The organism is Kribbella sp. NPDC006257 (assembly GCF_040613535.1).
Taxonomy (GTDB): Bacteria; Actinomycetota; Actinomycetes; order Propionibacteriales; family Kribbellaceae; genus Kribbella.
Window position 1 is genome coordinate 171,476 of record NZ_JBEXSJ010000007.1, and the last position, 22,894, is coordinate 194,369.

At 68.3% G+C, this 22,894-nt stretch carries 19 protein-coding genes; 8 read left to right on the top strand and 11 right to left on the bottom strand.

Features of this window, described 5'->3' with window-relative positions; translation table 11 throughout:
* The first annotated feature begins 7 nt into the window (after positions 1-7).
* A complete protein-coding gene (locus tag ABZ004_RS11325) occupies positions 8-934 on the top strand; it encodes a COX15/CtaA family protein (RefSeq protein ID WP_355679688.1) in 927 nt (308 codons plus the stop codon).
* Between the two features lie 695 nt (positions 935-1,629).
* Here ABZ004_RS11325 and ABZ004_RS11330 read toward each other — a convergent pair.
* Positions 1,630-2,421 carry a class I SAM-dependent methyltransferase gene (locus tag ABZ004_RS11330; protein ID WP_355679689.1) on the bottom strand — a complete coding sequence of 264 codons (792 nt, stop codon included), beginning with the start codon at positions 2,419-2,421 and terminating at the stop codon, positions 1,630-1,632.
* A 63-nt stretch (positions 2,422-2,484) separates the two neighbouring features.
* Positions 2,485-3,051, bottom strand: a complete 567-nt coding sequence (locus ABZ004_RS11335) for a TetR family transcriptional regulator (protein ID WP_355679690.1) — start codon at positions 3,049-3,051, stop codon at positions 2,485-2,487.
* 55 nt (positions 3,052-3,106) lie between these two features.
* Here ABZ004_RS11335 and ABZ004_RS11340 point away from each other — a divergent pair, with 55 nt between their 5' ends.
* On the top strand, positions 3,107-4,228 hold the full coding sequence (locus ABZ004_RS11340; protein WP_355679691.1) for an alpha/beta hydrolase-fold protein: 1,122 nt from the start codon (positions 3,107-3,109) through the stop codon (positions 4,226-4,228).
* Between the two features lie 138 nt (positions 4,229-4,366).
* Here the strand turns inward: ABZ004_RS11340 and ABZ004_RS11345 are convergent, their stop codons facing one another.
* Positions 4,367-5,449, bottom strand: coding sequence for a ScyD/ScyE family protein (locus tag ABZ004_RS11345; RefSeq protein WP_355679692.1), 1,083 nt, complete (start codon positions 5,447-5,449; stop codon positions 4,367-4,369).
* Positions 5,450-5,761: 312 nt separating this feature from the next.
* Positions 5,762-6,682 carry a heme o synthase gene (locus ABZ004_RS11350; protein WP_355679776.1) on the bottom strand — a complete coding sequence of 307 codons (921 nt, stop codon included), beginning with the start codon at positions 6,680-6,682 and terminating at the stop codon, positions 5,762-5,764.
* A gap of 371 nt (positions 6,683-7,053) precedes the next feature.
* On the opposite strand from ABZ004_RS11350, the gene tkt reads away from it, so the two are divergent.
* From tkt to pgl, 6 genes are read left to right on the top strand one after another with little or no spacing between them, the layout of a single operon-like run.
* Positions 7,054-9,231 carry a transketolase gene (tkt, locus tag ABZ004_RS11355; RefSeq protein ID WP_355679693.1) on the top strand — a complete coding sequence of 726 codons (2,178 nt, stop codon included), beginning with the start codon at positions 7,054-7,056 and terminating at the stop codon, positions 9,229-9,231.
* A gap of 35 nt (positions 9,232-9,266) precedes the next feature.
* Entirely contained in the window at positions 9,267-10,376 is a 1,110-nt protein-coding gene (gene tal / locus ABZ004_RS11360; RefSeq protein WP_355679694.1) for a transaldolase, read from the top strand.
* Positions 10,373-11,989: a glucose-6-phosphate isomerase gene (locus ABZ004_RS11365; protein ID WP_355679695.1), complete on the top strand. Its 1,617-nt coding sequence runs from the start codon at positions 10,373-10,375 to the stop codon at positions 11,987-11,989. The genes tal and ABZ004_RS11365 overlap by 4 nt, the downstream gene beginning before the upstream one ends.
* Entirely contained in the window at positions 11,986-13,536 is a 1,551-nt protein-coding gene (zwf, locus tag ABZ004_RS11370) for a glucose-6-phosphate dehydrogenase (RefSeq protein ID WP_355679696.1), read from the top strand. The genes ABZ004_RS11365 and zwf overlap by 4 nt, the downstream gene beginning before the upstream one ends.
* Entirely contained in the window at positions 13,533-14,810 is a 1,278-nt protein-coding gene (locus ABZ004_RS11375) for a glucose-6-phosphate dehydrogenase assembly protein OpcA (RefSeq protein ID WP_355679697.1), read from the top strand. The genes zwf and ABZ004_RS11375 overlap by 4 nt, the downstream gene beginning before the upstream one ends.
* On the top strand, positions 14,807-15,523 hold the full coding sequence (gene pgl, locus ABZ004_RS11380) for a 6-phosphogluconolactonase (RefSeq protein WP_355679698.1): 717 nt from the start codon (positions 14,807-14,809) through the stop codon (positions 15,521-15,523). Before ABZ004_RS11375 ends, pgl begins: the two co-directional genes overlap by 4 nt.
* 551 nt (positions 15,524-16,074) lie before the next feature.
* On the opposite strand, the gene ABZ004_RS11385 is transcribed toward pgl, so the two are convergent.
* The 7 genes from ABZ004_RS11385 to whiA form a co-directional block, all read right to left on the bottom strand.
* Positions 16,075-16,434, bottom strand: coding sequence for an RNA polymerase-binding protein RbpA (locus ABZ004_RS11385; RefSeq protein ID WP_133983682.1), 360 nt, complete (start codon positions 16,432-16,434; stop codon positions 16,075-16,077).
* 16 nt (positions 16,435-16,450) lie between these two features.
* The gene (secG, locus tag ABZ004_RS11390; protein WP_077013974.1) at positions 16,451-16,684 is read right to left on the bottom strand and encodes a preprotein translocase subunit SecG; all 234 of its coding nucleotides are present in this window, start codon (positions 16,682-16,684) and stop codon (positions 16,451-16,453) included.
* Entirely contained in the window at positions 16,681-17,487 is an 807-nt protein-coding gene (tpiA, locus tag ABZ004_RS11395) for a triose-phosphate isomerase (RefSeq protein ID WP_355679699.1), read from the bottom strand. Before tpiA ends, secG begins: the two co-directional genes overlap by 4 nt.
* Positions 17,488-17,493: 6 nt before the next feature.
* Positions 17,494-18,696 carry a phosphoglycerate kinase gene (locus ABZ004_RS11400; RefSeq protein ID WP_355679700.1) on the bottom strand — a complete coding sequence of 401 codons (1,203 nt, stop codon included), beginning with the start codon at positions 18,694-18,696 and terminating at the stop codon, positions 17,494-17,496.
* Positions 18,697-18,790: 94 nt separating this feature from the next.
* Positions 18,791-19,795, bottom strand: coding sequence for a type I glyceraldehyde-3-phosphate dehydrogenase (gene gap, locus ABZ004_RS11405; RefSeq protein WP_355679701.1), 1,005 nt, complete (start codon positions 19,793-19,795; stop codon positions 18,791-18,793).
* A 187-nt stretch (positions 19,796-19,982) separates the two neighbouring features.
* Positions 19,983-21,512 carry a M4 family metallopeptidase gene (locus ABZ004_RS11410; protein ID WP_355679702.1) on the bottom strand — a complete coding sequence of 510 codons (1,530 nt, stop codon included), beginning with the start codon at positions 21,510-21,512 and terminating at the stop codon, positions 19,983-19,985.
* Between the two features lie 178 nt (positions 21,513-21,690).
* On the bottom strand, positions 21,691-22,674 hold the full coding sequence (gene whiA / locus ABZ004_RS11415) for a DNA-binding protein WhiA (protein WP_112238983.1): 984 nt from the start codon (positions 22,672-22,674) through the stop codon (positions 21,691-21,693).
* Between the last annotated feature and the right edge of the window lie 220 nt (positions 22,675-22,894).

Here is a 22,894-nt window from a genome sequence, read left to right on the forward strand (position 1 = left end):
TGTGCCGGTGACCACGGAGACCACAGTGCGCGAGGACGAGGAAGTGACCGGCTTCTGGCGGCTGGTGCCGGAGCCGAGCCTGGACGTGGTGCGGCGCTGGGGCTGGGCGTCAGTCGTGGCCAACATCGGCATCGTGGTGACCGGTGGGCTGGTCCGGCTGACCGGCTCGGGACTGGGCTGTCCGACCTGGCCGTCGTGTACCGACGCGTCGTACGTGCCGCACAGTGCGCTCGGGATCCACGGGGCGATCGAGTTCGGCAACCGGATGCTCGGGTTCGTGGTCGGGGTGATCGCGATCCTCACCTGGCTGGTGGTGATGCGGTACCGGCCTCGGCGTACGGACCTGCGCCGGCTGGCGACCGCTGCCGCGCTGGGGATCCCGTTGCAGGCGGTCATCGGTGGCGTCAGTGTGCTCACCGGGCTGAACCCGTGGATCGTCTCGGCGCACTTCCTGGTCTCCCCCATCATCATCACGCTGACCGTCTCGATGATGCGGCGCTCGCGGACGAGCCCTTATCCCCACACTCCCCCGGTGGTCCGTGCGCTCGCGACGGCTTCGGTGGTGGCCGTGTGGCTGGCCGTTGCCCTCGGCACCCTTGTCACCGGAGCTGGTCCGCACTCGGGTGATCCTGATACTGGGCGGAACGGATTCGACGAGACGGTGATCAGCCAGCTGCACTCCGATGTCGTGTTCGGGCTGCTGGGCGTGACGATCGGGCTCGTGATCGCTACCCGGGTCACTGCGACCTCACGGGCTTTGCGGAAGCTCGCTGCTTGGTTGCTGGCGATGGAGTTGCTGCAGGGAGCCGTCGGCTTCACGCAGTACTTCACCGGACTCCCCTGGGTCCTCGTACTCATCCACATGTTCTTCGCCGGCGTCCTGATCGCGTTGGTGACGGCCGTGTACGGCGAACGCGGCACCCCTGCGACGTAAGCCCAACCCTGCAAGCGAAATCGGGCATCTTTGGGTGCGCGGAGGTTCAGGTGGTGGGCAGTCTCCGCTGCGGGATTGTGCTAGTCGAGCCGGCGGGTATCAAGGGCGCCTTCGGCGTCCCTGCGGGATCTTCGACCCTTGACATCCACCACCTCGACCAGGGAAAGACGCAGCTACGCGGATCCCGCCAGACATGTGAGCCCGAGAGGATTCTTCGCCGAGGTGGGCCGGCTTGGGGGCTGCGTCGCCGAGGCCGGCCGGGTGCGGGCTGCCTCGCCGAGGTCGGCCGGCTCGCGGGTTTGCGTCGCAGAGGTGAGCCGGTTCGCGGCGTGGCTCGGGTCGGGTGCGGGGCGGCCCGCCGCGGCTCCTCTGGGAAGAGGCAGCCTCGCTCCGGGTGTTGGGGTTCGCCCCCTGCTATGGGAGGGGGCTAAGCACCACAAGAGGGGCTGAGCGGTCGGGCCGTGGGAAACGCATCTGCCGCGGAGGGGTGTACTGATCGACATGAGGTATCCGGGATGGGGACGGCCTTCACGCTCAGCGGGGTTGGGCCGAGACCCGTTTCGGCGGATACCTCATGTCCGTCTGTACACCGACGTCGGGCGCCGTGCGCGAAGTCGCCCGGTCCCGCGAGCTCCGGGCAGTTCCGGACACTCCTCGTCAGTTGGCAGGTCGTGAGCGTGGGCCGGAGCAGGTGGTCAGGTTGGCTTGAGGGCTTTTGTTGCGAAGTAGTGGGAGAGGTAGTCGGCGGAGGCGTCGGATTGGTGGGGGGCTTCGGCGAAGGCGGTGAGGACGAAGCCGGCGGCGAGTTGGCCGCCGATCTGGGCGGTGAGGGTGTGGCTGTATTCGAGCGGGGCATCCGCGCCGAACTTGGCAGCGCGTTCCTCGGCGGAGTACTGCGTGACATCGCTGTAGGGCAGCTTGTGTACGACGACCAGCTCGCCGCGTTCGTCCAGGGCCTCGTGGTCGAACAGGTACATGTCGGGGTTGAGGAACCCCGCGAGCAGAGTGCCGCCCGGTCGCAGGACGCGGAAGCACTCACGCCATACCGGCGCCAGGTCGGGTACGAACAAGTTCGAGACCGGGTGGAACACCACGTCGAACGCCGCGTCGCCGAAGGCGCTGAGGTCTTGCATGTCACCCAGGACGGTGTGTAGCTCGAGTCCGTCGCGCGCCGCGACCATCTCGTCCTGGCCGAGCTGGCCGGGCGAGTTGTCGAAGACGGTGACCCGTGCCCCTGCGGCAGCGAGGATCGGTCCCTGCTGACCACCGCCTGAGGCCAGGCACAACACGTCCTTGCCGGTCAGATCCCTTGGCAGCCAGGAGCGGTCGATCGGCGCATGCCCGATGAGAACAATCGACCAGTCACCCCCGCGGGCCCGCTCGACCTCCTCGGCACTGACCGGCCGAGACCACTCGTTGCCCGCCTCGACCAACTTGTCCCAGGCGGCCCGATTGTGGGCACCGGCATCGACCACATCGTCCTGCACGTTCAACTCCCTGCTGTTCGGTGCCGCTAGCCAACACGGTCAGATGGGGCTACCTCAACGAAATTAGTCGGCACGGGGAAGGAAGCCGTGCGAGAGGAGATCGATCAGATAGTCGGTCGTGCGGTCGGGCGCCCAGCCGTAGCTGCTGTGGTGGGTACGGAGGTGGACATAGGTGAGCAACAGTGCGTCCGTGAGGACTACGACGAATCTCGTCGCGTCGTCGACCGCTGGCAGGCTCCCGTCGGCGGCGGCCTGTTCGAGAATCCGCAGCCATGGCCCGAAGTAATCGAGCTCGACGCCGATCGCCTCGAGGTCCGGTCCGTGGAATGCCAAGTCGGTGTGCGCGAGCAACGGAAGGTTCCGCTCGGCGACCGCACAGAGAGACCTGAGCGCTGCGTGGAGGCGATCGAGGCCGGATCCGGGCATGGTCAGCGGATGCCACATCAGCTCCTGGTAATCCGCGGCCAGCCTCCGCCTCAGCGCCCCTTCGACGTTGGCGCGCGTGAGTCCGGCTCGCCAGACCGTTGCCCGGGAGACACCGGCTCGCTCAGCGATCCGGTCGAGGCTGAGCGCGGACCAGCCTTCCTGGTCGAGCAGCTCGGTGGCCACGGCGAGCAATCGGCTGTCCATCGGTCACTCCGTCGGGCTCGTGGATGAAACAAGCAGTCTCATGGTACGACGAGGTATGTATCAACGAGAGAGCTTGGACCCGGAGTACGAGGTCACCCTGCGATGGACTGACACCGACCGGACGCACCCGGCGGTCGACGTCCTTGTCAGGCTCATTGCGCTCACCGATGACGCCCACGAAGCGGGCGATCTGTCCCCCTACCTGATGAATCCCGGACCAAGCGGTAGCTGGACCTGGGCTTCGAAGCTGCCCGCCGACCTGCGGACGTCGTACCAGCTCTGTCCGGTTCGCGATCGGCCGTTGCGTGGGCAGACGCCGGACGAGGACCGCTGGCTGCAGATTCTTGCGGCCGGCGTGCCGGATCCGACGGCCCGCGAGACCCTGCCGCCGGGGGCGCTCTGGGGCAATCCCGGGCCGGCCTCGATTCTGGAACTGCCGGGGGCATTGCCGCAGCCTTGGGTCACCCCGCGTCCCGGCGTACCAGCGGGAGAGGTGACCCGGGTCGAGCTGGGCGACTCCGTGATCCACGTCTGGACGCCCGCCACGGATCAGTCGCTGGAGCAATTGCCAGTTGTGATCTCCTTCGACGGTGGCTCCTGGGTGCGGATGGGAGTCACGGCTACGTTCGCGAACCTGGTCGCCGACCGCGTCGTACCGCCGTTCGTCGCGGTCCTGATCGGGTCGATCAACGGTTCCGTCGAGCGCGGGCCGGCACGGATCCGCAGCCTGACCCATCCGGACCAGTTCGCCGAGTTCGTCCTGGCCGAGCTGTTGCCCTATCTCCGGGCCAACCATCGGGTCACGGACGACCCGAGTCGCACAGTGCTGGCCGGGCAGAGCCTTGGCGGGCTGGCCGCTGCCCATGTGGCGGCCATCGCACCGGATCAGGTCGGCTGGGTGATCGGTCAATCAGCCGCTCTCTGGTGGCCGGGCGACGAGTCCGGCGGACTGGCTGGTGCGGCCGTGATCGCTGCCTATGAGAAGGCCGGCCCGCAGCTCCGATTCTTCCTGGAAGTCGGCAGCCAGGAAGGTGACCTCCTGGCGGCCAATCACCGATTCCGCGATGTCCTGCAGGGCAGCGGCCACGCTGTGGTGTTCAGGGAATACCGCGGTGGTCACGACCAGGCTTGCTGGCGAGGCGGCTTGGCAGACGGAATCGTGGCCGCACTTCACTGACATGGAGGACCCGGAGCGCCAAGCCCAGTTGGTTAAGCCGGACGCTCCGGGTTGTCTCTACTGTGCAGCAGGCCGGCATCCTCCGGAACCCGGATTCGCCGTTGCTGCCCGGGCATCGCCGCGACGGTGCCCCTTCGGTTAGTACCTGACTCTCGCCACCGAACCTGGGCCGAAGATCGGCGACGCGACGTACACGACCCCGCTCTTGCTGACCCCGACACCACCCGGCAGGTTCAGCTGTCCCTTGGCGAGCTCGTGCCGGAAGCCGCCCCGCTGGTGCCCGCCGCGGTACTGCACGAACAGCGCACCCTCGGTCGCTCCGTTGAGCTCGAACTGCAGCCAGCTCGCCCTCGCCAGCTCGACGACGTAGATCTTGTTGCCCGGGCCGGCGCCCAGATCGACGATCGACGTGTAGCCGTCGGCGTACCGCTGGCAGTCACCCCGGTACGGGTGCGCCGGGTCGCAGACGGCGTTGGTGGCACCCGGCTTGATCCGCCAGATCTCCGACGTACCGGGCGTGGCCGGGAAGCCCCGGAGCTCGCCCAGGTAGTAGTAGCCGTCCGAACCGACCGTCACCGAGGTCGCGACGCCTTCGGCCGGCATCGGCGTACCGGCCGGTGGCAACGGGTTGCCTTCCGGGTCGGTGGCAGGCAGACCCGATGGCACCTTGACGGTGCGCGGCTTGATCCTCGCCACGGTCTTGATGTGCCCGTTCGGCCAGACCCTCAGCAGATCGTTGCCGGCCGCATCCGACACCAGCACAGTGCGGTCGCGCAGCGCGGCCACCCCGAACGGGTTCGACTCGGTCGGTGCGTTCTCCAGGTCGTACGGGTCCGGATCATGCGCCTGGTACGCCGCGATGTCGGCAACCACCTGCGCCGACTTGCCGGGCCTCAGCTTGAAGAGCGTCGCTCCACCTGGCGGCGCCTCGCCCTCCGGTCCGCCACCACCGGTGAGGGCGTACGTCGTACCCCAGACGTTGGTATCGATCGCCGGCGGGAAGCCTCCGGGCACCTGTCCGAGTTTGCGGATGTGCTTGTTCAGCCCGTACGCGGAGGCCTCGTAGACCGAACCGTCGGTCACGCTGTAGACGACCTTCGACCCATCGGCGCTGACCGCGACCCCACGAGGCCCGTCCAGCCCGGTCACCACCGGCTGCAGAGCACTGTGCCCACCTGCCGAGGCAGGCCCGACCGACAACGTCACTCCCAGCAACGCCACCACCGATACCGCTGCTATTCGTGCTTTTCCAACCCCCACTACCTTCCCCCTAGCCTCTGCCCTCCCCAGCCCGAAGAGTCCTTCGAGGACACTTCATGGCAACACCAGGAGCCGAACAGGTCAACCAGAGAACTCCCCGCCACCAACCGCTCACACCCCGAAACCCCAACCTTTACTGCCCTTTCGGGCAACACCTGAGTGCGGATCGACTTGCGGCTTGGCCGCCACCTACCGGCTCGACTCGCCGACTTTTTGGAGAAAATTCGGTGAGTCGATCCGGTAAGTCACGAGTGGAGCCGGGAAGCGAGTGGGTTAGTGCAGGAGGGGGTCTATGGCTGCGGCTATGAAGAGGAGGGCCAGGTAGATGTTGGAGAAGTGGAAGAGGCGCATGGGGCGGAGGGCGGGGCCTTCGGCTCCGGTGTTGGCTCGGGCGAGGAGGGCGAAGGCTTCGCGGAGGAAGACGACGCCCAGTACTACGGCCGCCAGCGGGTAGACGAAGCCGGTGTCGCCGACGGGCCACAGGGCGATCGAGGTGAGAACCATGACGATGCTGTAGGCAAGGATCTGGCGGGCAGTCTGAACCGGCGTCGCGACGACCGGGAGCATCGGGACGTCCACCGACGCGTAGTCCTCGCGGTAGCGCATCGCCAGCGCCCAGGTGTGCGGAGGAGTCCAGAAGAAGACCACGCCGAACAGCACCAGCGGCGTCCAGGCCAGCGAGTTCGTGACCGAGGTCCAGCCGATCAGGGTCGGGAAGCAGCCGGCGATCCCGCCCCAGACGATGTTCTGCACGGTCCGGCGCTTGAGCACCATCGTGTAGCCGAAGACGTAGAAGGCGTTCGCCGCGAGCGCCAGCAGCGAGGACAGCCAGTTCACCAGCAGGCCGAGCTCGAGCGTCGCCAGGATCCCCAGCACGACGCCGAAGACGGTCGCCGAGCGCGGGCTGACCGCGTGCCGCGGCAACGGGCGGCGCCGGGTCCGGCGCATCTGCTCGTCGATGTCGCGGTCCAGCACGCAGTTGATCGTGTTCGCGCTCCCGGCGGCCAGGATGCCGCCGAGCAGGGTCGCCGCGACCACCCCGAGCCCCGGCACGCCACCCGCGGCCAGGAACATCACCGGCACGGTCGTGATCAGCAGGAGCTCGATGATGCGCGGCTTGGTCAGACCGACGTACGCCTTGATCACGTCGCGGACCGACGGACCCACGGTCACCTGGGACTGGTCGATCTCCAGGGCTGGGTCGGTCGGTAGCGGCGCCGGGTACGACGTCGTCGCGGCTGGACGCGGGTCGACGGCCGTCACGAACACCTCGAACTGAGTGGGTTGACGCCGGGTACCGGCGCTGACGATTCGACAGTCTACGACGGGCCGTAGGAGTCCCCTAACCGACCCACCCGCGGGCCGGAGTGTGAGCTCCGAGACGTTCGGGAACAAGCAACCTGCCGGACCGGTTGGCGAGGTATGAAGGGCTGGAGACAACCGGGCGAGTAGGCTCGCTCACGGTGCAGCGCGGGTGCGCACGGCGGGAGACCAACGGTCCCGGCCGGCCCCTCGGACACCGACCAGACGGAGTGTTCGCAGCCATTGAGAGGAGCGCCGCCGGCGTGACGGAGAAGACCAGCCCCAAGCTTGACTGGACCGAGCTCGACAAGCGTGCGGTGGACACCGTACGCGTGCTCGCGCTGGACGCTGTGGAGAAGGTCGGCAACGGCCACCCCGGTACGGCGATGAGCCTCGCGCCGGCCGCGTATCTGCTGTTCCAGAAGGTGATGCGGCACAATCCCGCGGACCCGCACTGGGACGGCCGCGACCGGTTCGTGCTGTCCGCCGGGCACTCCAGCCTGACCCTGTACATCCAGCTGTACCTGGCCGGCTTCGGCCTGGAGCTGGATGACCTGAAGTCGCTGCGCACCTGGGGCAGCTCGACGCCGGGCCACCCGGAGTACAAGCACACACCCGGGGTCGAGACCACCACCGGTCCGCTCGGCCAGGGCGTCGGCAACGCGGTCGGGATGGCGATGGCCGCCCGCCGCGAGCGCGGCCTGTTCGATCCGGACACCGCGGCCGGTCAGAGCTCCTTCGACCACCGGATCTACGTGATCGCCTCCGACGGCGACCTGGAGGAGGGCGTCTCGGCCGAGGCGTCGTCGCTCGCGGGTCACCAGCAGCTGGGCAACCTGACGCTGATCTACGACGCCAACAAGATCTCCATCGAGGACGACACGAACATCGCGTTCTCCGAGGACGTGGCGGCCCGCTACGCGGCGTACGGCTGGGACGTCCACGACGTCGACTGGACCAACGGCGGCACCGGCTACGAAGAAGACGTGCAGGCCCTGTACGACGCGATCGAGGCCGGCCACGCGGTCACCGACAAGCCGACCTTCATCCGGCTGCACACGATCATCGGCTGGCCGGCGCCGAACGCGCAGAACACCGGCAAGATCCACGGCTCCGCCGCGGGGGCCGCTGAGGTCGCCGCCACGAAGAAGATCCTCGGCTTCGACCCGGAGCAGAGCTTCGAGGTCGCCGCGGACGTGATCGAGCACACCCGCAAGGCGGTCGAGCGCGGTCAGGCGCTGCAGGACGAGTGGACGCAGAAGTTCGACGCGTGGCGGACCGGCGCCCCCGAGGCCGCCGAGCTGTTCGACCGGCTGGGCAAGCGGGAGCTGCCGAAGGGCTGGAAGGACGCGCTGCCGAGCTGGGACGCCGACGCGAAGGGCGTCGCCACCCGGGCCGCCTCCGGTGAGGTGCTGACCAAGATCGCGCCGGAGCTGCCGGAGCTGTGGGGCGGTTCGGCCGACCTGGCCGGCTCGAACAACACCACCCCGAAGGGCCAGCCGTCCTTCATCCCGGCCGAGCACGCCACCAAGGAGTTCCAGGGCAACGAGTACGGCCGGGTGCTGCACTTCGGCATCCGCGAGCACGGCATGGGTTCGATCCTGAACGGCATCGCCCTGCACGGCCGGACCCGCCCGTACGGCGGAACGTTCCTCGTCTTCAGCGACTACATGCGGCCGTCGGTCCGGCTGGCCGCGTTGATGAAGCTGCCCGTCACCTACGTCTGGACGCACGACTCGATCGGCCTCGGCGAGGACGGCCCGACCCACCAGCCGGTGGAGCACCTGGCCGCGCTGCGGGCGATCCCGGGCCTGGACGTGGTCCGCCCGGCCGACGCGAACGAGACGGCGGCCGCCTGGGCGCAGATCCTCGAGCACACCGACCGGCCGGCCGGCCTGGTGCTGACCCGGCAGAACGTGCCGACCTACCCGCGCGGTACGGACGGCTACGCGACCACCGAGAACGTGCACAAGGGCGGCTACACGCTGCTCGACACCGAGGGCACGCCGGACGTGATCCTGATCGGCACCGGCTCGGAGCTGCAGCTGGCCGTCGAGGCCCGCGCGAAGCTGGCCGACGAGGGCATCAAGGCCCGGGTCGTCTCGCTGGTCTCCCGCGAGTGGTTCGACGAGCAGGACGACGCCTACCGCGAGTCGGTCATCCCGGCCGGTGTCCGGGCCCGGGTCTCGGTCGAGGCCGGGATCAAGCTCGGCTGGCGCGAGATCGTCGGTGACGCCGGGCGCAGCGTCAGCCTGGAGCACTACGGTGCGTCGGCCGACTACCAGAAGCTGTACACGGAGTTCGGGATCACCGCCGACGCCGTCGTACAGGCAGCCAAGGACAGCATCGCGGCAGCCACCGAACTCGGTGGCAGCGGTGTTGCGCCAGCACGTGCCGCTGCGGGTCCGGTCGGGCCGGCCGACACCTACGCCGCCAACTGAACATCCACAACAGAACATTTCGGAGGGCTTCGGACATGACCGATCGTTTGAAAGACCTCGCCGACGCCGGGGTTTCCATCTGGCTCGACGACCTCTCCCGGCAGCGCCTGACCAGTGGCAGCCTGGCGGACCTGATCCACGACCAGCACATCAGCGGGGTGACCACCAACCCGACGATCTTCGCCAAGGCCATCTCCGACAAGAACGCGTACGCCGACCAGGTGCACACCCTGGCCGCCGAGGGCGTCTCGACCGACCAGGCGATCCGGGTGATCACCACCGACGACGTCCGCGACGCCGCCGACCTGTTCAAGCCGGTCTACGACGACTCCGAGGGGGTCGACGGCCGGGTCTCGATCGAGGTCGAGCCCGGGCTGGCCCGCGACACCGCGAAGACGGTCGCCCAGGCCAAGGAGCTGTGGGACACCGTCGGCCGGGAGAACGTCTTCGTCAAGATCCCGGCCACCAAGGAAGGCATCCCGGCGATCGCCGAGACGCTTGCCCAGGGCATCAGTGTGAACGTAACGCTGATCTTCTCGCTGGAGCGCTACAGGGCGGTGGCCGACGCGTTCCTGACCGGCGTCGAGAAGGCGATCGACAACGGGCACGACGTCACCAAGCTCGGCAGCGTCGCGTCGTTCTTCGTGAGCCGGGTGGACACTGAGGTCGACAAGCGACTCGATGCCATCGGCAGCGATGAGGCTAAGGCACTCAAGGGCAAGGCGGCGATCGCCAACGCCCGGCTCGCCTTCGAGGCGTACGAGGAGATCTTCTCCTCCGACCGCTGGCGCGAGATCGAGACCGTCGGCGCCAAGCCGCAGCGCCCGCTGTGGGCCTCCACCGGCGTGAAGGACCCGGCGTACAAGGACACCATGTACGTCGAGCAGCTGATCACCGGTGGCGTGGTGAACACGATGCCGCAGGCAACCATCGACGCGTTCGCCGACCACGGCGACGTGCCGGGTGACACCGTCCGCGGTGACTACGACGCCGACCGCAAGGTGATCGCCGACCTGGAGGCGCTCGGCATCTCCTACGACGAGGTCGTGCAGGTGCTCGAGGACGAGGGCGTCAGCAAGTTCGATGCGTCCTGGACCGAGCTGCAGGACACCGTGACGACAGCCCTCAAGGCGGCCGCCAAGTGAGCACTCCGACCGTTTCCGCCGTCAACGGCGAGTACGCCGCGACGATCGAGCGGCTCGTCGCGGAGAAGATCGCCTCCCGGATCGCGGCCAAGGACGCCACCATCTGGGGTCCGGAGGCCGAGTCCGAGTCGGCGATCCGGCTGAACTGGGTCGACCTGCACGACACCTCGCGGCCGCTGCTGGCCGAGATCGAGGCGCTGCTGGCCGACCTGCGGGCCGAGGGCCTGGACCGGATCGTGCTCGCGGGCATGGGCGGTTCGTCGCTCGCGCCCGAGGTGATCACCAAGACGGCCGGCGTCGAGCTGGTCGTGCTGGACTCGACCAACCCGAGCGTGATCGCGCGGGCGCTGGCCGGTGACCTCCAGCGCACGGTGATCGTCGTGTCGAGCAAGTCCGGCGGCACCGTCGAGACCGACAGCCAGCGGCGCGTTTTCGTGAAGGCGTTCACCGATGCCGGAATCGACGCGGCGTCGCGGGTGGTCGTGGTGACCGACCCGGGTTCGCCGTTCGAGAAGCTCTCGGCCGACGAGGGCTACCGCAAGACCTTCCTGGCCGACCCGAACGTCGGTGGCCGCTACAGCGCGCTCACCGCCTTCGGGCTGGTGCCTTCCGGTCTTGCCGGTGCCGACGTGGCCGAGCTGCTCGACCAGGCTGCCGAGGCGGCTCCTGCGCTGCAGGCCGACTCTGCGGACAACCCGGCGCTCCTGCTGGGCGCAGTACTGGCTGCTAGTGAGGGTCGCGACAAGGCGATCATCACTGCCGAGGGCACGGACATCGTCGGGTTCCCGGACTGGGCGGAGCAGTTGATCGCCGAGAGCACCGGGAAGAACGGCACTGGTGTGTTGCCGGTCGCGGTGAAGGGGCTGCACGCTCCGGAGCTGCACAGCAACGCGACGGACATCGTCAATGCGCTGCTGGCCGACAAGGCGACAAGCGACGTACCGACTGCTCTGACGTCTGGTTCGCTCGGTGGGCAGATGCTGCTGTGGGAGACGGCCACTGCTGTGGCCGGCTACCTGCTCGGGATCAACCCGTTCGACCAGCCCGACGTGGAGAGCGCCAAGAAGGCGGCTCGCGGTCTACTGGACGCGCAGCCGGAGCCGGAGGCTGCTGCCTTCACGGACGGTGCTGTGGAGGTTCGTGGGACCGAGGGTCTGCTCGACGGCATCGACACCGTCGAAGGAGCGCTGGAGTCGCTGCTGGGCAAGCTCGGCGAAGATGGGTACCTCGCAGTCATGGCGTACCTGGACTCCGAGCGCGACGAGAACCTGATGGCCATCCGGCCCGCGCTCAGCACCCGGACCGGTCGTCCGGTGACCTTCGGCTGGGGACCGCGGTTCCTGCACTCGACCGGGCAGTACCACAAGGGCGGCCATCCGCAGGGCGTCTTCCTCCAGATCACCTCGTCGGAATCCACCGACGTCGAGATCCCCGACCGGCCGTTCTCGTTCGGCACGCTGATCTCGGCCCAGGCCGCCGGCGACGCCGGTGTACTGGCCGACCGTGGCCGTCCCGTACTACGGCTGCACCTCACCGATCCCGCCGCCGGTGTCGAGCAGCTCATCTCTCTACTCGACGCTCCAGACAAATCATCGGAGGCAAGCGGCGCATGACCGCAGAACTCGACGAGGATCTGACCGGTCCTGTGAACCCGCTCAGGGATCCGCAGGACCGGCGGCTTCCCCGGATTGCTGGGCCTTGCAGCCTGGTGATATTCGGCGTCACCGGCGACCTGGCCCGTAAGAAGTTGATGCCGGCGGTGTACGACCTGGCCAACCGGGGCCTGTTGCCGCCCGGTTTCGCGCTGGTCGGCTTCGCCCGGCGGGACTTCACCAACCAGGATTTCGCGCAGATCGTGCACGACTCCGTCAAGGAGCACGCCCGGACGCCGTTCCGCGAAGAGGTCTGGCAGCAACTGGCCGAGGGCTTCCGGTTCGTTCCGGGTGACCTGACCGACGACGAGGCGTTCAAGCGGCTGAAGGAAACCGTGGACGAGCTCGACGTCAACCGCGGCACGGGTGGCAACCACGCCTTCTACCTGTCCATCCCGCCTGGCCTGTTCCCGCAGGTCGTGCAGCAGCTGAACGAGCACGGCCTGACCAAGGAGACCCCGGGCTCGTGGCGCCGGGTGGTGATCGAGAAGCCGTTCGGGCACGATCTGAAGAGCGCCCGGGAGCTGAACCGGGTGGTCGAGTCGGTCTTCCCGCCCGAAGCGGTCTTCCGGATCGACCACTACCTGGGCAAGGAGACCGTCCAGAACATGCTGGCGCTGCGGTTCGCCAACGCCATGTTCGAGCCGGTCTGGAACAGCCACTACGTCGACCACGTGCAGATCACGATGGCCGAGGACATCGGCATCGGCGGCCGCGCCGGGTACTACGACGGCATCGGTGCCGCCCGTGACGTGATCCAGAACCACCTGCTCCAGCTGCTCGCGCTGATCGCGATGGAAGAGCCGGTCAGCTTCGACGCCTGGTCACTGCGTCAGGAGAAGAAGAAGGTGCTCGCGGCGGTGAAGCTGCCGGAGGACCTCAGCCTGCACACCGCACGCGGTCAGTACGCGGCGGGCTGGGCCGGAGGCACGAAGGTCAAGGGCTACCTGCAGGAAGACGGGATCCCCAAGGACTCGGCAACGGAGACCTTCGCGGCGCTGCGCGTCGACGTGGACACCCGCCGCTGGGCCGGCGTCCCGTTCTACCTGCGGACCGGCAAGCGACTGGGCCGGCGCGTCACCGAGGTGGCCGTCATGTTCAAGCGCGCGCCGCACCTGCCGTTCACCAAGACGGAGACCGAGGAACTCGGCCAGAACGCCCTGGTGATGCGGATCCAGCCGGACGAGGGCATCACGATGCGGTTCGGGGCGAAGGTGCCCGGCACGATGATGGAGATCCGCGACGTGAACATGGACTTCGCGTACGGCGGGTCCTTCACCGAGTCGTCCCCCGAGGCCTACGAGCGGCTCATCCTCGACGTGCTGCTCGGCGACCCGCCGCTGTTCCCCCAGCACACCGAGGTGGAGCTCGGCTGGAAGATCCTCGACCCGGTGATCAACTACTGGGCCGAGCACGGCAAGCCGGAGCAGTACGCCTCCGGTGCCTGGGGACCCGACTCCGCCCACGAGATGCTCGCCCGCGACGGACGCGCCTGGAGGCGGCCATGATCATCGACCTCACCAGCACCACGTCGGCGGAGATCGCGTCGGCGCTGCTGAAGGCGCGGCGCAACGCAGGCTCCCCGGCGATGGGCATGGTCGGCACCATCGTGGTGGTCGTCGACGAGGCGTCCCACCACGACGCGATGAAGGCGGCGAACGAGGCCGGTCGCGAACACCCCTCGCGGGTGCTGGTGGCAATCCTGCGCCCCGGCCGGGGTACGGGCGGCCTCGACGCCGAGGTACGGGTCGGTGAGGGGATTCCTGGCGAGGCGGTACTGCTGCGGCTGCACGGCGAACTCGCCAAGGTGCCCGAGTCCGTCATCACGCCGCTGCTGCTGCCCGACTCCCCTGTCATCGTCTGGTGGCCGGGTGGCGGGCCGAAGGTTCCGAACGAGGACCCGCTCGGTGCGCTCGGCCGGCGCCGGGTCACCGACGCGGCCGCGACCCGGCGAGGCTCGGTGGACTTCACCGTCCGGGCCGAGGGGTATGCGCCCGGCGACACCGACTTCGCGTGGAGCCGGCTGACCGGGTGGCGTGCGTTGATGGCCGCCGCGCTGGACCAGTACCCCACGAAGGTGACCGGCGCCGAGGTGGTGTCGGCCAAGGGCAACGCCAGCGCCGATCTGATGGCCGCTTGGCTGCAGAGCCGGCTCGGCGTCCCGGTGGAGCAGCGGATCTCGCGCGGGCCGGGCATCACCGCCGTACGGATGTTCACTCCGGCCGGGCCGATCGCGTTGACGCGGCCGGACGGTGCGGTGGCGACGTTCAGCATTCCCGGTCAGCCGGATCGGCCGGTCGCCTTGAAGCGGCGGAACACCTCCGAACTGCTGAGCGAGGAGCTGCGGCGGCTCGACCCGGACGATGTATACGCGCAGACTCTGGGGTGCCTGGTCGAGCGGGAGAAGATGCCCGCTTCGGCGAAGGTCGTGAGCGACGTCGATCGCAGGTCCGCTCAGACCGCGGCGGAGAAGGCCGCAGCCCGTACGACGAAGGTCGCGGGCAAGGCGGCGTCGCCGGAGCTCGAAGCTGCCGGCAAGACCGGCGGCGGCTCATCGTCAGCTGTCACGAAGAAGACGGCCGCCGGGAAGACGGCTGCCGGGAAGAAGACGGCTGCGCGGAAGACCACCGCCAAGAAGACGGTGGCGAAGAAGGCGAGCGCGGCGGCGAAGTCGGCGCGCAAGTCGGTCGCGGCCAAGAAGGCTGCTCCGGCGGCGAAGAAGGCTGCCGGTAAGGCCGTTGCCAAGAAGGCGACCGGCAAGCGGGTGGCAGGGCGGTCATGACGGCTGAGATTCTCCGGAACCGCGACGCCGAAGGCCTGGCCCATGCCGTCGCGGCCAGGCTGATCACCCGGCTGATCGACGTACAGGCCGGTGGTGGGATCGCGCAGCTGGTGCTCACCGGCGGCCGCGTCGCGGCAAAGGTCTACGGAACCGTGGCGGACTCGCCGGCCCGGCACGCCATCGACTGGCGGCGGGTGGAGTTCTGGTGGGGCGACGAACGCTTCCTGCCGGCGGGAGACCCCGAGCGGAACGAGACGCAGGCGTGGGACGTGTTGCTGTCCCACGTCGACGTCGATCCCGCGCTGGTGCACCCGATGCCTGCGGACAGCGGTCAAGGCGCTGAGGCGGCGGCTGAGGCTTATGCGGCTGCCTTGGCGGCTAGCGGAGTACGGACATTCGACGTACTGATGCTGGGTGTTGGCCCTGACGGGCACGTGGCGTCGTTGTTCCCGGGGTATCCGGAGCTGGCCGAGGAGGATGCGTGGGCGGTCGCCGTCCACGACTCCCCCAAGCCGCCGCCGACCCGGGTGTCGCTGACGTTCCCGACGCTGGCGCGGTCGCGCGAGGTCTGGTTCGTCGTCTCCGGCGAAGACAAGGCTGAGGCCGTTGCCAAGGGCGTTGCGGGCGACACGTCGGTCCCGGCGGCTACTCCAAAGGGCCTGGACCGCACCCTCTGGCTCATCGACGACGCAGCGGCTTCGCAGCTGTCCTAACGCCTCATTGCGTCCGAAGGATCGAGAGCTCTGCCCTCCGGTCCTTCGGACGCAATGCCCGGTGACGCGCTTCGGCCGGCGTCGAAGCAGGGCGGTGGTACGCGACCTACCTCTCACCCGCGAATCCAGCCTGGTCGCCTCCCACCGTCCCGACAGGCCGCGACGCTCGCACTTACCGTCTCGACACGCGGGTTTTCCAACCAAAACCGGCAAGTCGAGCCGGGTAGTGGACATTCCACGGCCAGTCGAGACGGGTAGTCGGCGCGAGACCGGCGAGTCGAGACGGGAAGTGGGAAATTCGGCGAATCGAGGCGGCGAGAAGGGGCAGTTCGGCGGCCCGAAGGTTGTCATGGCGAGTTCCCGAAGGTTCGCGGTCTGGGCGGTCAGCGGTGCCGAGGGTTGCCGTTGACGTTGTCAGCGGTTGGTTCGATGTCGCGCGCGCCGGCCACCCGAGCGCGAGATGCCCGGGGACGGCGGCCCGTAGTACGGGCTGGGTGCACGACAAGACCCGGGCGGTCCCGTTCGGGGGACTGCCCGGGTCTTGGCGAGCTTCAGAAGATGACTTCGCCGCGGGCGCGGCGGGCGCGGAGCTTTTCGAGGGCCTCTTCGAGGATCTCGGCGGCTTCGGACTCGCTGCGACGCTCCTTCACATAGGCGAGGTGCGTCTTGTACGGCTCGATCTTGGTGGGCGGCGGCGGGTTGTTGACGTCGGTGCTGGTCGGCAGACCGCACCTCGGACAGTCCCAGGCCTCCGGAACCGCTGCCTCGACCGCGAACACGGTCGCGGTCTCGTGTCCGTTGGCACAGAAGAACACGACGCGCTGCCGGGGCGCGGTGTCGCCGCGCTCCGCCTCGCCCATCGGTCCGGCGCCGACCCGGCTACCTCGAATCGCACTGCCACCACCAGGCATGGGAGCTACTCCCCTCTCAGCCGAGCTTGTACAGCAGGCCGAGCGCGACGATGGCCGCGAACCAGATCAGGCCGACGCCGATCGTGATCCGGTCGAGGTTCCGCTCGGCGACCGAGGAACCGCCCAGGCTGGACGAGACCCCACCACCGAACAGGTCGGAAAGGCCGCCACCGCGGCCTTTGTGCAGCAGCACGAGCAGCGTCAGGATCAGGCTGCAGATGACGACAACGATCTGAAAAGCGAGAATCACGAGGAGTAGCCTAACTGAAGGTCCAGGTAACGGCAGATACCGGCGAACTCGTCCACCTTAAGGCTTGCACCGCCCACCAGGCAGCCGTCGACATCCGGCTGGGCCATGATGCCACCTGCACTGGCCATCTTCACCGATCCGCCGTACAGAATCCGTACCGAATCGGCCACAGCCGGTGAAATCTCCTCCAGCCGGCCCCGGATCGCCGCGCAGACCTCCTGCGCGTCCTCCGGCGTCGCCACCTCGCCGGTGCCGATCGCCCAGACCGGTTCGTAGGCGATCACGATCTTGCGCACCTCGTCCGGCTTCAGGCCGGCGATCGCGCCGTCGACCTGGGCCAGGCAGTGCTCGACGTGACCGTCGGCCTTGCGGATCTCCAGGCCCTCGCCGACACAGACGATCGGGGTGATCCCGGCCGCCAGCGCCTTGGTGGCCTTCGCGTTCACGGTCGCGTCGTCCTCGCCGTGGTACTGCCGGCGCTCCGAATGCCCGGCCAGCACGTAGCTGCAGCCGAGCTTCGACAGCATCGCCGCCGAGATCTCACCGGTGTAGGCGCCGTCGTCGTGCACAGAGATGTCCTGCGCGCCGTACACGATCTTCATCCGGTCGCCGTCGACGAGCGTCTGCACGCTGCGGATGTCGGTGAACGGCGGGAGCACCGCCACCTCGACCCGCTCGAAGTCGTGCTTCTTGTCCTGCAGCGTCCAGCTCAGCTTCTGCAGCAGGTGCACGGCCTCGACGTGGTTGACGTTCATCTTCCAGTTGCCCGCCATCAACGGCGTACGGGCAGTGTTGTCAGCCATCAGGTGTCAGTCCTCTTCCAGCACAGCAAGACCCGGGAGCTCTTTGCCCTCCAGGTATTCGAGCGACGCGCCACCACCGGTGGAGATGTGCCCGAACTGATCGTCGGCGAAGCCCAGCTGCCGTACGGCGGCGGCCGAATCGCCACCACCCACCACACTGAGCCCGTCCACCTCCGTCAACGCCTGCGCGACGGCCTTGGTTCCACCGGCGAACGCCTCCATCTCGAAGACGCCCATCGGGCCGTTCCAGAACACCGTCTTCGCACCGGCGATCTCGGCGGCGAAGGCCTTGCCCGAGTCCGGGCCGATGTCCAGGCCGAGCTGGTCGGCCGGGATCGCGTCCGCGGCCACCACGGTGGCGGGAGCGTCGGCCTTGAACTCGGGCGCGACCACGATGTCGGTCGGCAGCACGATCTCGACGCCCTTGGCCTTCGCGGTCTCCAGGTAACCCTTGACCGCGTCCAGCTGGTCGTCCTCGAGCAGGCTCTTGCCGACCTCGTGGCCCTGCGCCTTGAGGAAGGTGAAGACCATGCCGCCACCGATCAGCAGCTTGTCCGCCTTGGCGATCAGGTTGTCGATCACCGCGAGCTTGTCGGAGACCTTCGCGCCACCCAGTACGACGACGTAGGGGCGGGCCGGGTCCTCGGTGAGCTTCTTCAGCACCTCGACCTCGGCGAGCACCAGGCCACCGGCCGCGTGCGGGAGCTTACGCGCCACGTCGTACACGCTGGCCTGCTTACGGTGTACTACGCCGAAGCCGTCGCTCACGAACACGTCGGCCAGGCCGGCCAGCTCGTCGGCCAGCGCGCCGCGCTCGGCCTCGTCCTTGCTCTCCTCGCGTGCGTCGTACCGGACGTTCTCGAGCAGCAGGACCTCGCCCTCGTCGAGTTCCTGGACGGCTTCCTGCGCGCTGTCGCCGGTCACGTCGGTGGCGAACCGCACGGTGATGCCCTCGGGCTCCAGCAACTCGCCGAGCCGCTTGGCCACCGGGGCCAGCGTGAACTCCGGGTTCGGCTTGCCCTTCGGGCGGCCGAGGTGCGCGGTGACGATCACCTTGGCGCCGGCCTTGGCCAGCTTCACCAGGGTCGGGACGCTGGCCCGGATCCGGCCGTCGTCACCGATCTTGTCGCCGTCGATCGGGACGTTCAGGTCCGAGCGCACCAGCACCCGCAGGCCGGCGACGTCACCGAGGTCTTCGATGGTCTTCACAGTTTGCTGCTTCCTTCGCCAGAAATCGCCAGCGTCCGGAGAACCTCGCTCACCAGGCCGAGATTCTCCGGACGCGGACGTCAGGAGTGGAACGTCAGAGCGAGGCGCCGACGTAGTTGACCAGGTCGACGAGGCGGTTGGAGTAACCCCACTCGTTGTCGTACCAGCCGACGACCTTGACCTGGTTGCCGAGCACCTTGGTCAGGCCGGCGTCGAAGATGCAGGAGGCCGGGTCGGTGACGATGTCGGTCGACACGATCGGGTCCTCGGTGTACTTCAGGTAGCCCTTGAGCGCACCCTCGGCGGCTGCCTTGACGGCGGCGTTGACCTCTTCGACCGAGGTCTCCCGGCCGACGGTGATGGTCAGGTCGGTGGCGGAGCCGGTCGGGACCGGGACGCGCAGCGCGTAGCCGTCCAGCTTGCCCTTGAGCTCCGGCAGGACCAGGCCGATCGCCTTGGCGGCACCGGTCGAGGTCGGCACGATGTTCAGCGCGGCGGCGCGGGCGCGACGCAGGTCGCTGTGCGGGCCGTCCTGCAGGTTCTGGTCCTGGGTGTACGCGTGGATCGTGGTCATCAGGCCCTGCTGGATGACGAACTCGTCGTGGATGGCCTTGGCCATCGGGGCGAGGCAGTTCGTGGTGCAGGACGCGTTCGAGATGACGGTGTGCTTGTCCGCGTCGTACAGCTCGTGGTTCACACCCATCACGACGGTCAGGTCCTCGTTCTTCGCCGGGGCGGAGATGATGACCTTCTTGGCGCCGTTGTCGGCGTGCGTCTTGGCCTTGGTGGCGTCGGTGAAGAAGCCGGTGGACTCGATCACCACGTCGGCGCCCACATCAGACCACTTGAGGTTGGCGGGGTCCCGCTCGGCGAACGCCTTGAAGGTGTGCCCGCTGACCGTGATGTCGTCCTCGGTCGCGGTCACGTCACCGGGGAAGCGGCCCAGGATCGAGTCGTACTTCAGCAGGTGGGCGAGGGTCTGGTTGTCGGTCAAATCGTTGACGGCGACGACCTCGATGTCGGCACCGGACGCCTGAACGGCGCGGAAGAAGTTACGGCCGATCCGGCCGAAGCCGTTGATACCTACGCGAACGGTCACGGGACTACGTCTCCTCAGAACTAGCTTTCGAGCACTGCCGCTACACCCGAAACACTAGCCCAAGTGCCCACCCGGCCCACTGGTGCTATCCACAGCAGACCACCCGGACCCGTGAGTAGCCCCCCGAGCGGACCACGACGGCCCCGGGGATTCCCCCGGGGCCGTCGGGTGCTGATGAGGCGGTCGGTCAGCCGACCACGTTGACTGCTGTCCACGCTTTGGCCACGGCCTGTACTTCGGCGCTGTTCGCGCCGTACAGGTCGGTCGCCGCGGACAGCGAGGCCGCCCGGGCGGCCTTGTAGTCCGAGCGCGAGGTCAGGTACGTGGTCAGCGCGCGATACCAGATCTTCTCGGCCTTGCTGATGCCGATACCGGTCATCGTCACGCCGTTCGCGGTCGGGCTGTTGTAGGCGATGCCGTTGATCGTCTTCGCGCCGCTGCCCTCGGACAGCAGGTAGAAGAAGTGGTTGCCCACACCGGACGAGTAGTGCACGTTCAGCCGGCCGACGCTCTTCGACCACGAGTCGGCGCTCGCACCGTCGAGCGACGGCTTGTCGAGCCGCCGGATGTAGTTGGTCGCCGGGTTGTAGTCGGTGTAGATCTCCTCGCCCAGCACGTAGTCCGGCACGTCGTTGGCGTTCGCGGCGTACCACTCGACCGCCGTACCGAAGATGTCCGAGGTCGACTCGTTCAGCCCACCGGACTCGCCGCTGTAACGCAGCGCCGCGGTCCGGCTGGTGACGCCGTGGCTCATCTCGTGACCGGCGATGTCCAGCTCGACGAGCGGGCCGATCCCCTGGCTCGCGTCACCGTCGCCGTACTTCATGCAGAAGCACGCGTCGCTCCAGGACGCGTTCACGTAGGCGCCGTCGTGGACGTAGGACTTGGCACCCACACCGTCGTTGGCGATGCCGTTGCGGCCATGGACGTTCTTGTAGTAGTCCCACGTCTTGGCGATGCCGTAATGCGCGTCGACACCGGCCGTCTGGGCGTTGCTGTTGGAACCGGTCCCCCACAGGTTGTCCGCGTCCGTGAACAGCACACCGGCGTTGTACGTCGAGTTGCCGCCGCGGACCGGGTCGACCATGGAGTAGTTGCTGGCCCCATGCGTGGTGTCGAGGCCGACCGTGCCGACGTAGAGGCCGCTGCCGCTGCCCAGGTCGTCCTGGACGGTGCTCCAGCTGTCGAGCACCTTGCCGTTCCGCGCGTCGACGTACGTCTCGGTGCCGGTGGGCTGACCGTCGGCCTTGCGGCCGGTGCTGGTCACCTTGTACGCCAGCTTGGACTGACCGCTGTTGGTGACGAAGACGACGAGCTGCTGCTTGGCCGACTTCTGCTTGGCCGCGGCGAGTGCCGTCGAGGCCGCCACGGTGGGCTTGGTCGACAGGCTCAGGGCACTCGCACCGCCGGACATCGAGCGGACGGCGCCGGCCTTGGTCTGGTGGACGACGAAGTCGCCGCCGACGACCGGGAGGCCCTGGTAGGTGCGGTCGAACCGGACGTGGCTCGTCCCGTCGGCGTCGACCACGACGTCGCGGGCGGTCAGGTCGGCCGAGCTGCCGAGACCGAGCTGGGCGGCGTTGGCCTTGGCCGAGGCGACCGGCGACGGCGCCTGGTCGGCCATTGGCTGGGCTGCCTGGACCCCGGTGACGTTGGACAGACCGGCCAGTGCGGTGATCGCCGCGACTGCCAGGCCCGCGCGGAAACTGCGCTTCATGTGTGTGCTCCCTCGGGCGGAAACCACGGTGCAGCCGTTGTCCGGCTCCTACCGTGTGGTGGGCACGCACACCCTGCGCCCAGGTCTTGCCCGAGGGGAATCAGTTGACCTCAGCCAGGTCCGGAAAACCGCGGAATCCTAGGGAAAACCCTCAGGACCCCGCGGTGTCAGCCTGCGTTCACGCAGGGTCGAGCATGTCCGGGGTGAGGTTCGCCTCGGTGTTGGGGATGCCGAGGTCGGCGGCGCGCTTGTCGGCCATCGCGAGGAGCCGGCGGATGCGGCCGGCGACGGCGTCCTTGGTGAGGGCCGGCTCGTGCAGCTGGCCGAGCTCTTCGAGGCTGGCCTGCTTGTGCTCCAGGCGCAGTTTGCCGGCCACCTGCAGGTGGTCGGGGACGTCGTCGCCGAGGATCTCCAGCGCGCGCTCGACCCGCGCACCGGCCGCGACGGCGGCCCGGGCGGAGCGGCGCAGGTTCGCGTCGTCGAAGTTGGCCAGCCGGTTCGCGGTCGCCCGGACCTCGCGGCGCATCCGGCGCTCTTCCCAGGCCAGCACCGACTCGTGCGCGCCGAGCCTGGTCAGCAGGGCCCCGATCGCGTCGCCGTCGCGGATCACCACCCGGTCCACATTCCGGACCTCACGGGCCTTCGAGCCGATCCCGAGCCTTCTCGCGGCACCGACCAGCGCCAGTGCCGCTTCCGGACCAGGACAGGTCACCTCGAGCGACGACGAGCGACCGGGCTCGGTCAGCGAACCGTGCGCGAGGAACGCGCCGCGCCACGCCGCCACCGCATCACAGGACGCGCCCGAAACGACCGCCGGGGGCAGTCCGCGGACCGGACGACCCCGGTTGTCCACCAGCCCGGTCTGCCGCGCCAGCGCGTCTCCGTCACGAACAACCCGTACGACGTACTTCGTCTGCTTGCGAATACCGGACGGGGAGATCACCACGACGTCCGACGGGTGCCCGAAGATCTCGGCGATGTCCTTGCGCAGCCGGCGGGCCGCGGCACCGCTGTCCAGCTCGGCCTCCACCACGATCCGGCCGGAGACCAGATGCAGTCCGCCGGCAAACCGTAGTACCGAAGACACTTCAGCCTTGCGGCAGCAGGGTTTCGTGACCTGAATACTGGTCAACTCGGACTTCACCTGTGCTGTCATCGCCATGAGATGAATCCTCCCACCACTGTCAAAGACCCTCGTCGCTGCATCATCAGGAAAAGACCAAAAGCGGTGCGGGGAGAGCTGTCACAACCCTCGTGTCCGCCTGTGGGTCCAACTCCTCCAGCACCCGGCCCGTTACGCCTCATCGCAACCTTTCGGGTGATCGCTGTCGTTCCTCGCCGGTGGGACAAGCTGAGCCACGAGGACGGCCTGAACACCTACG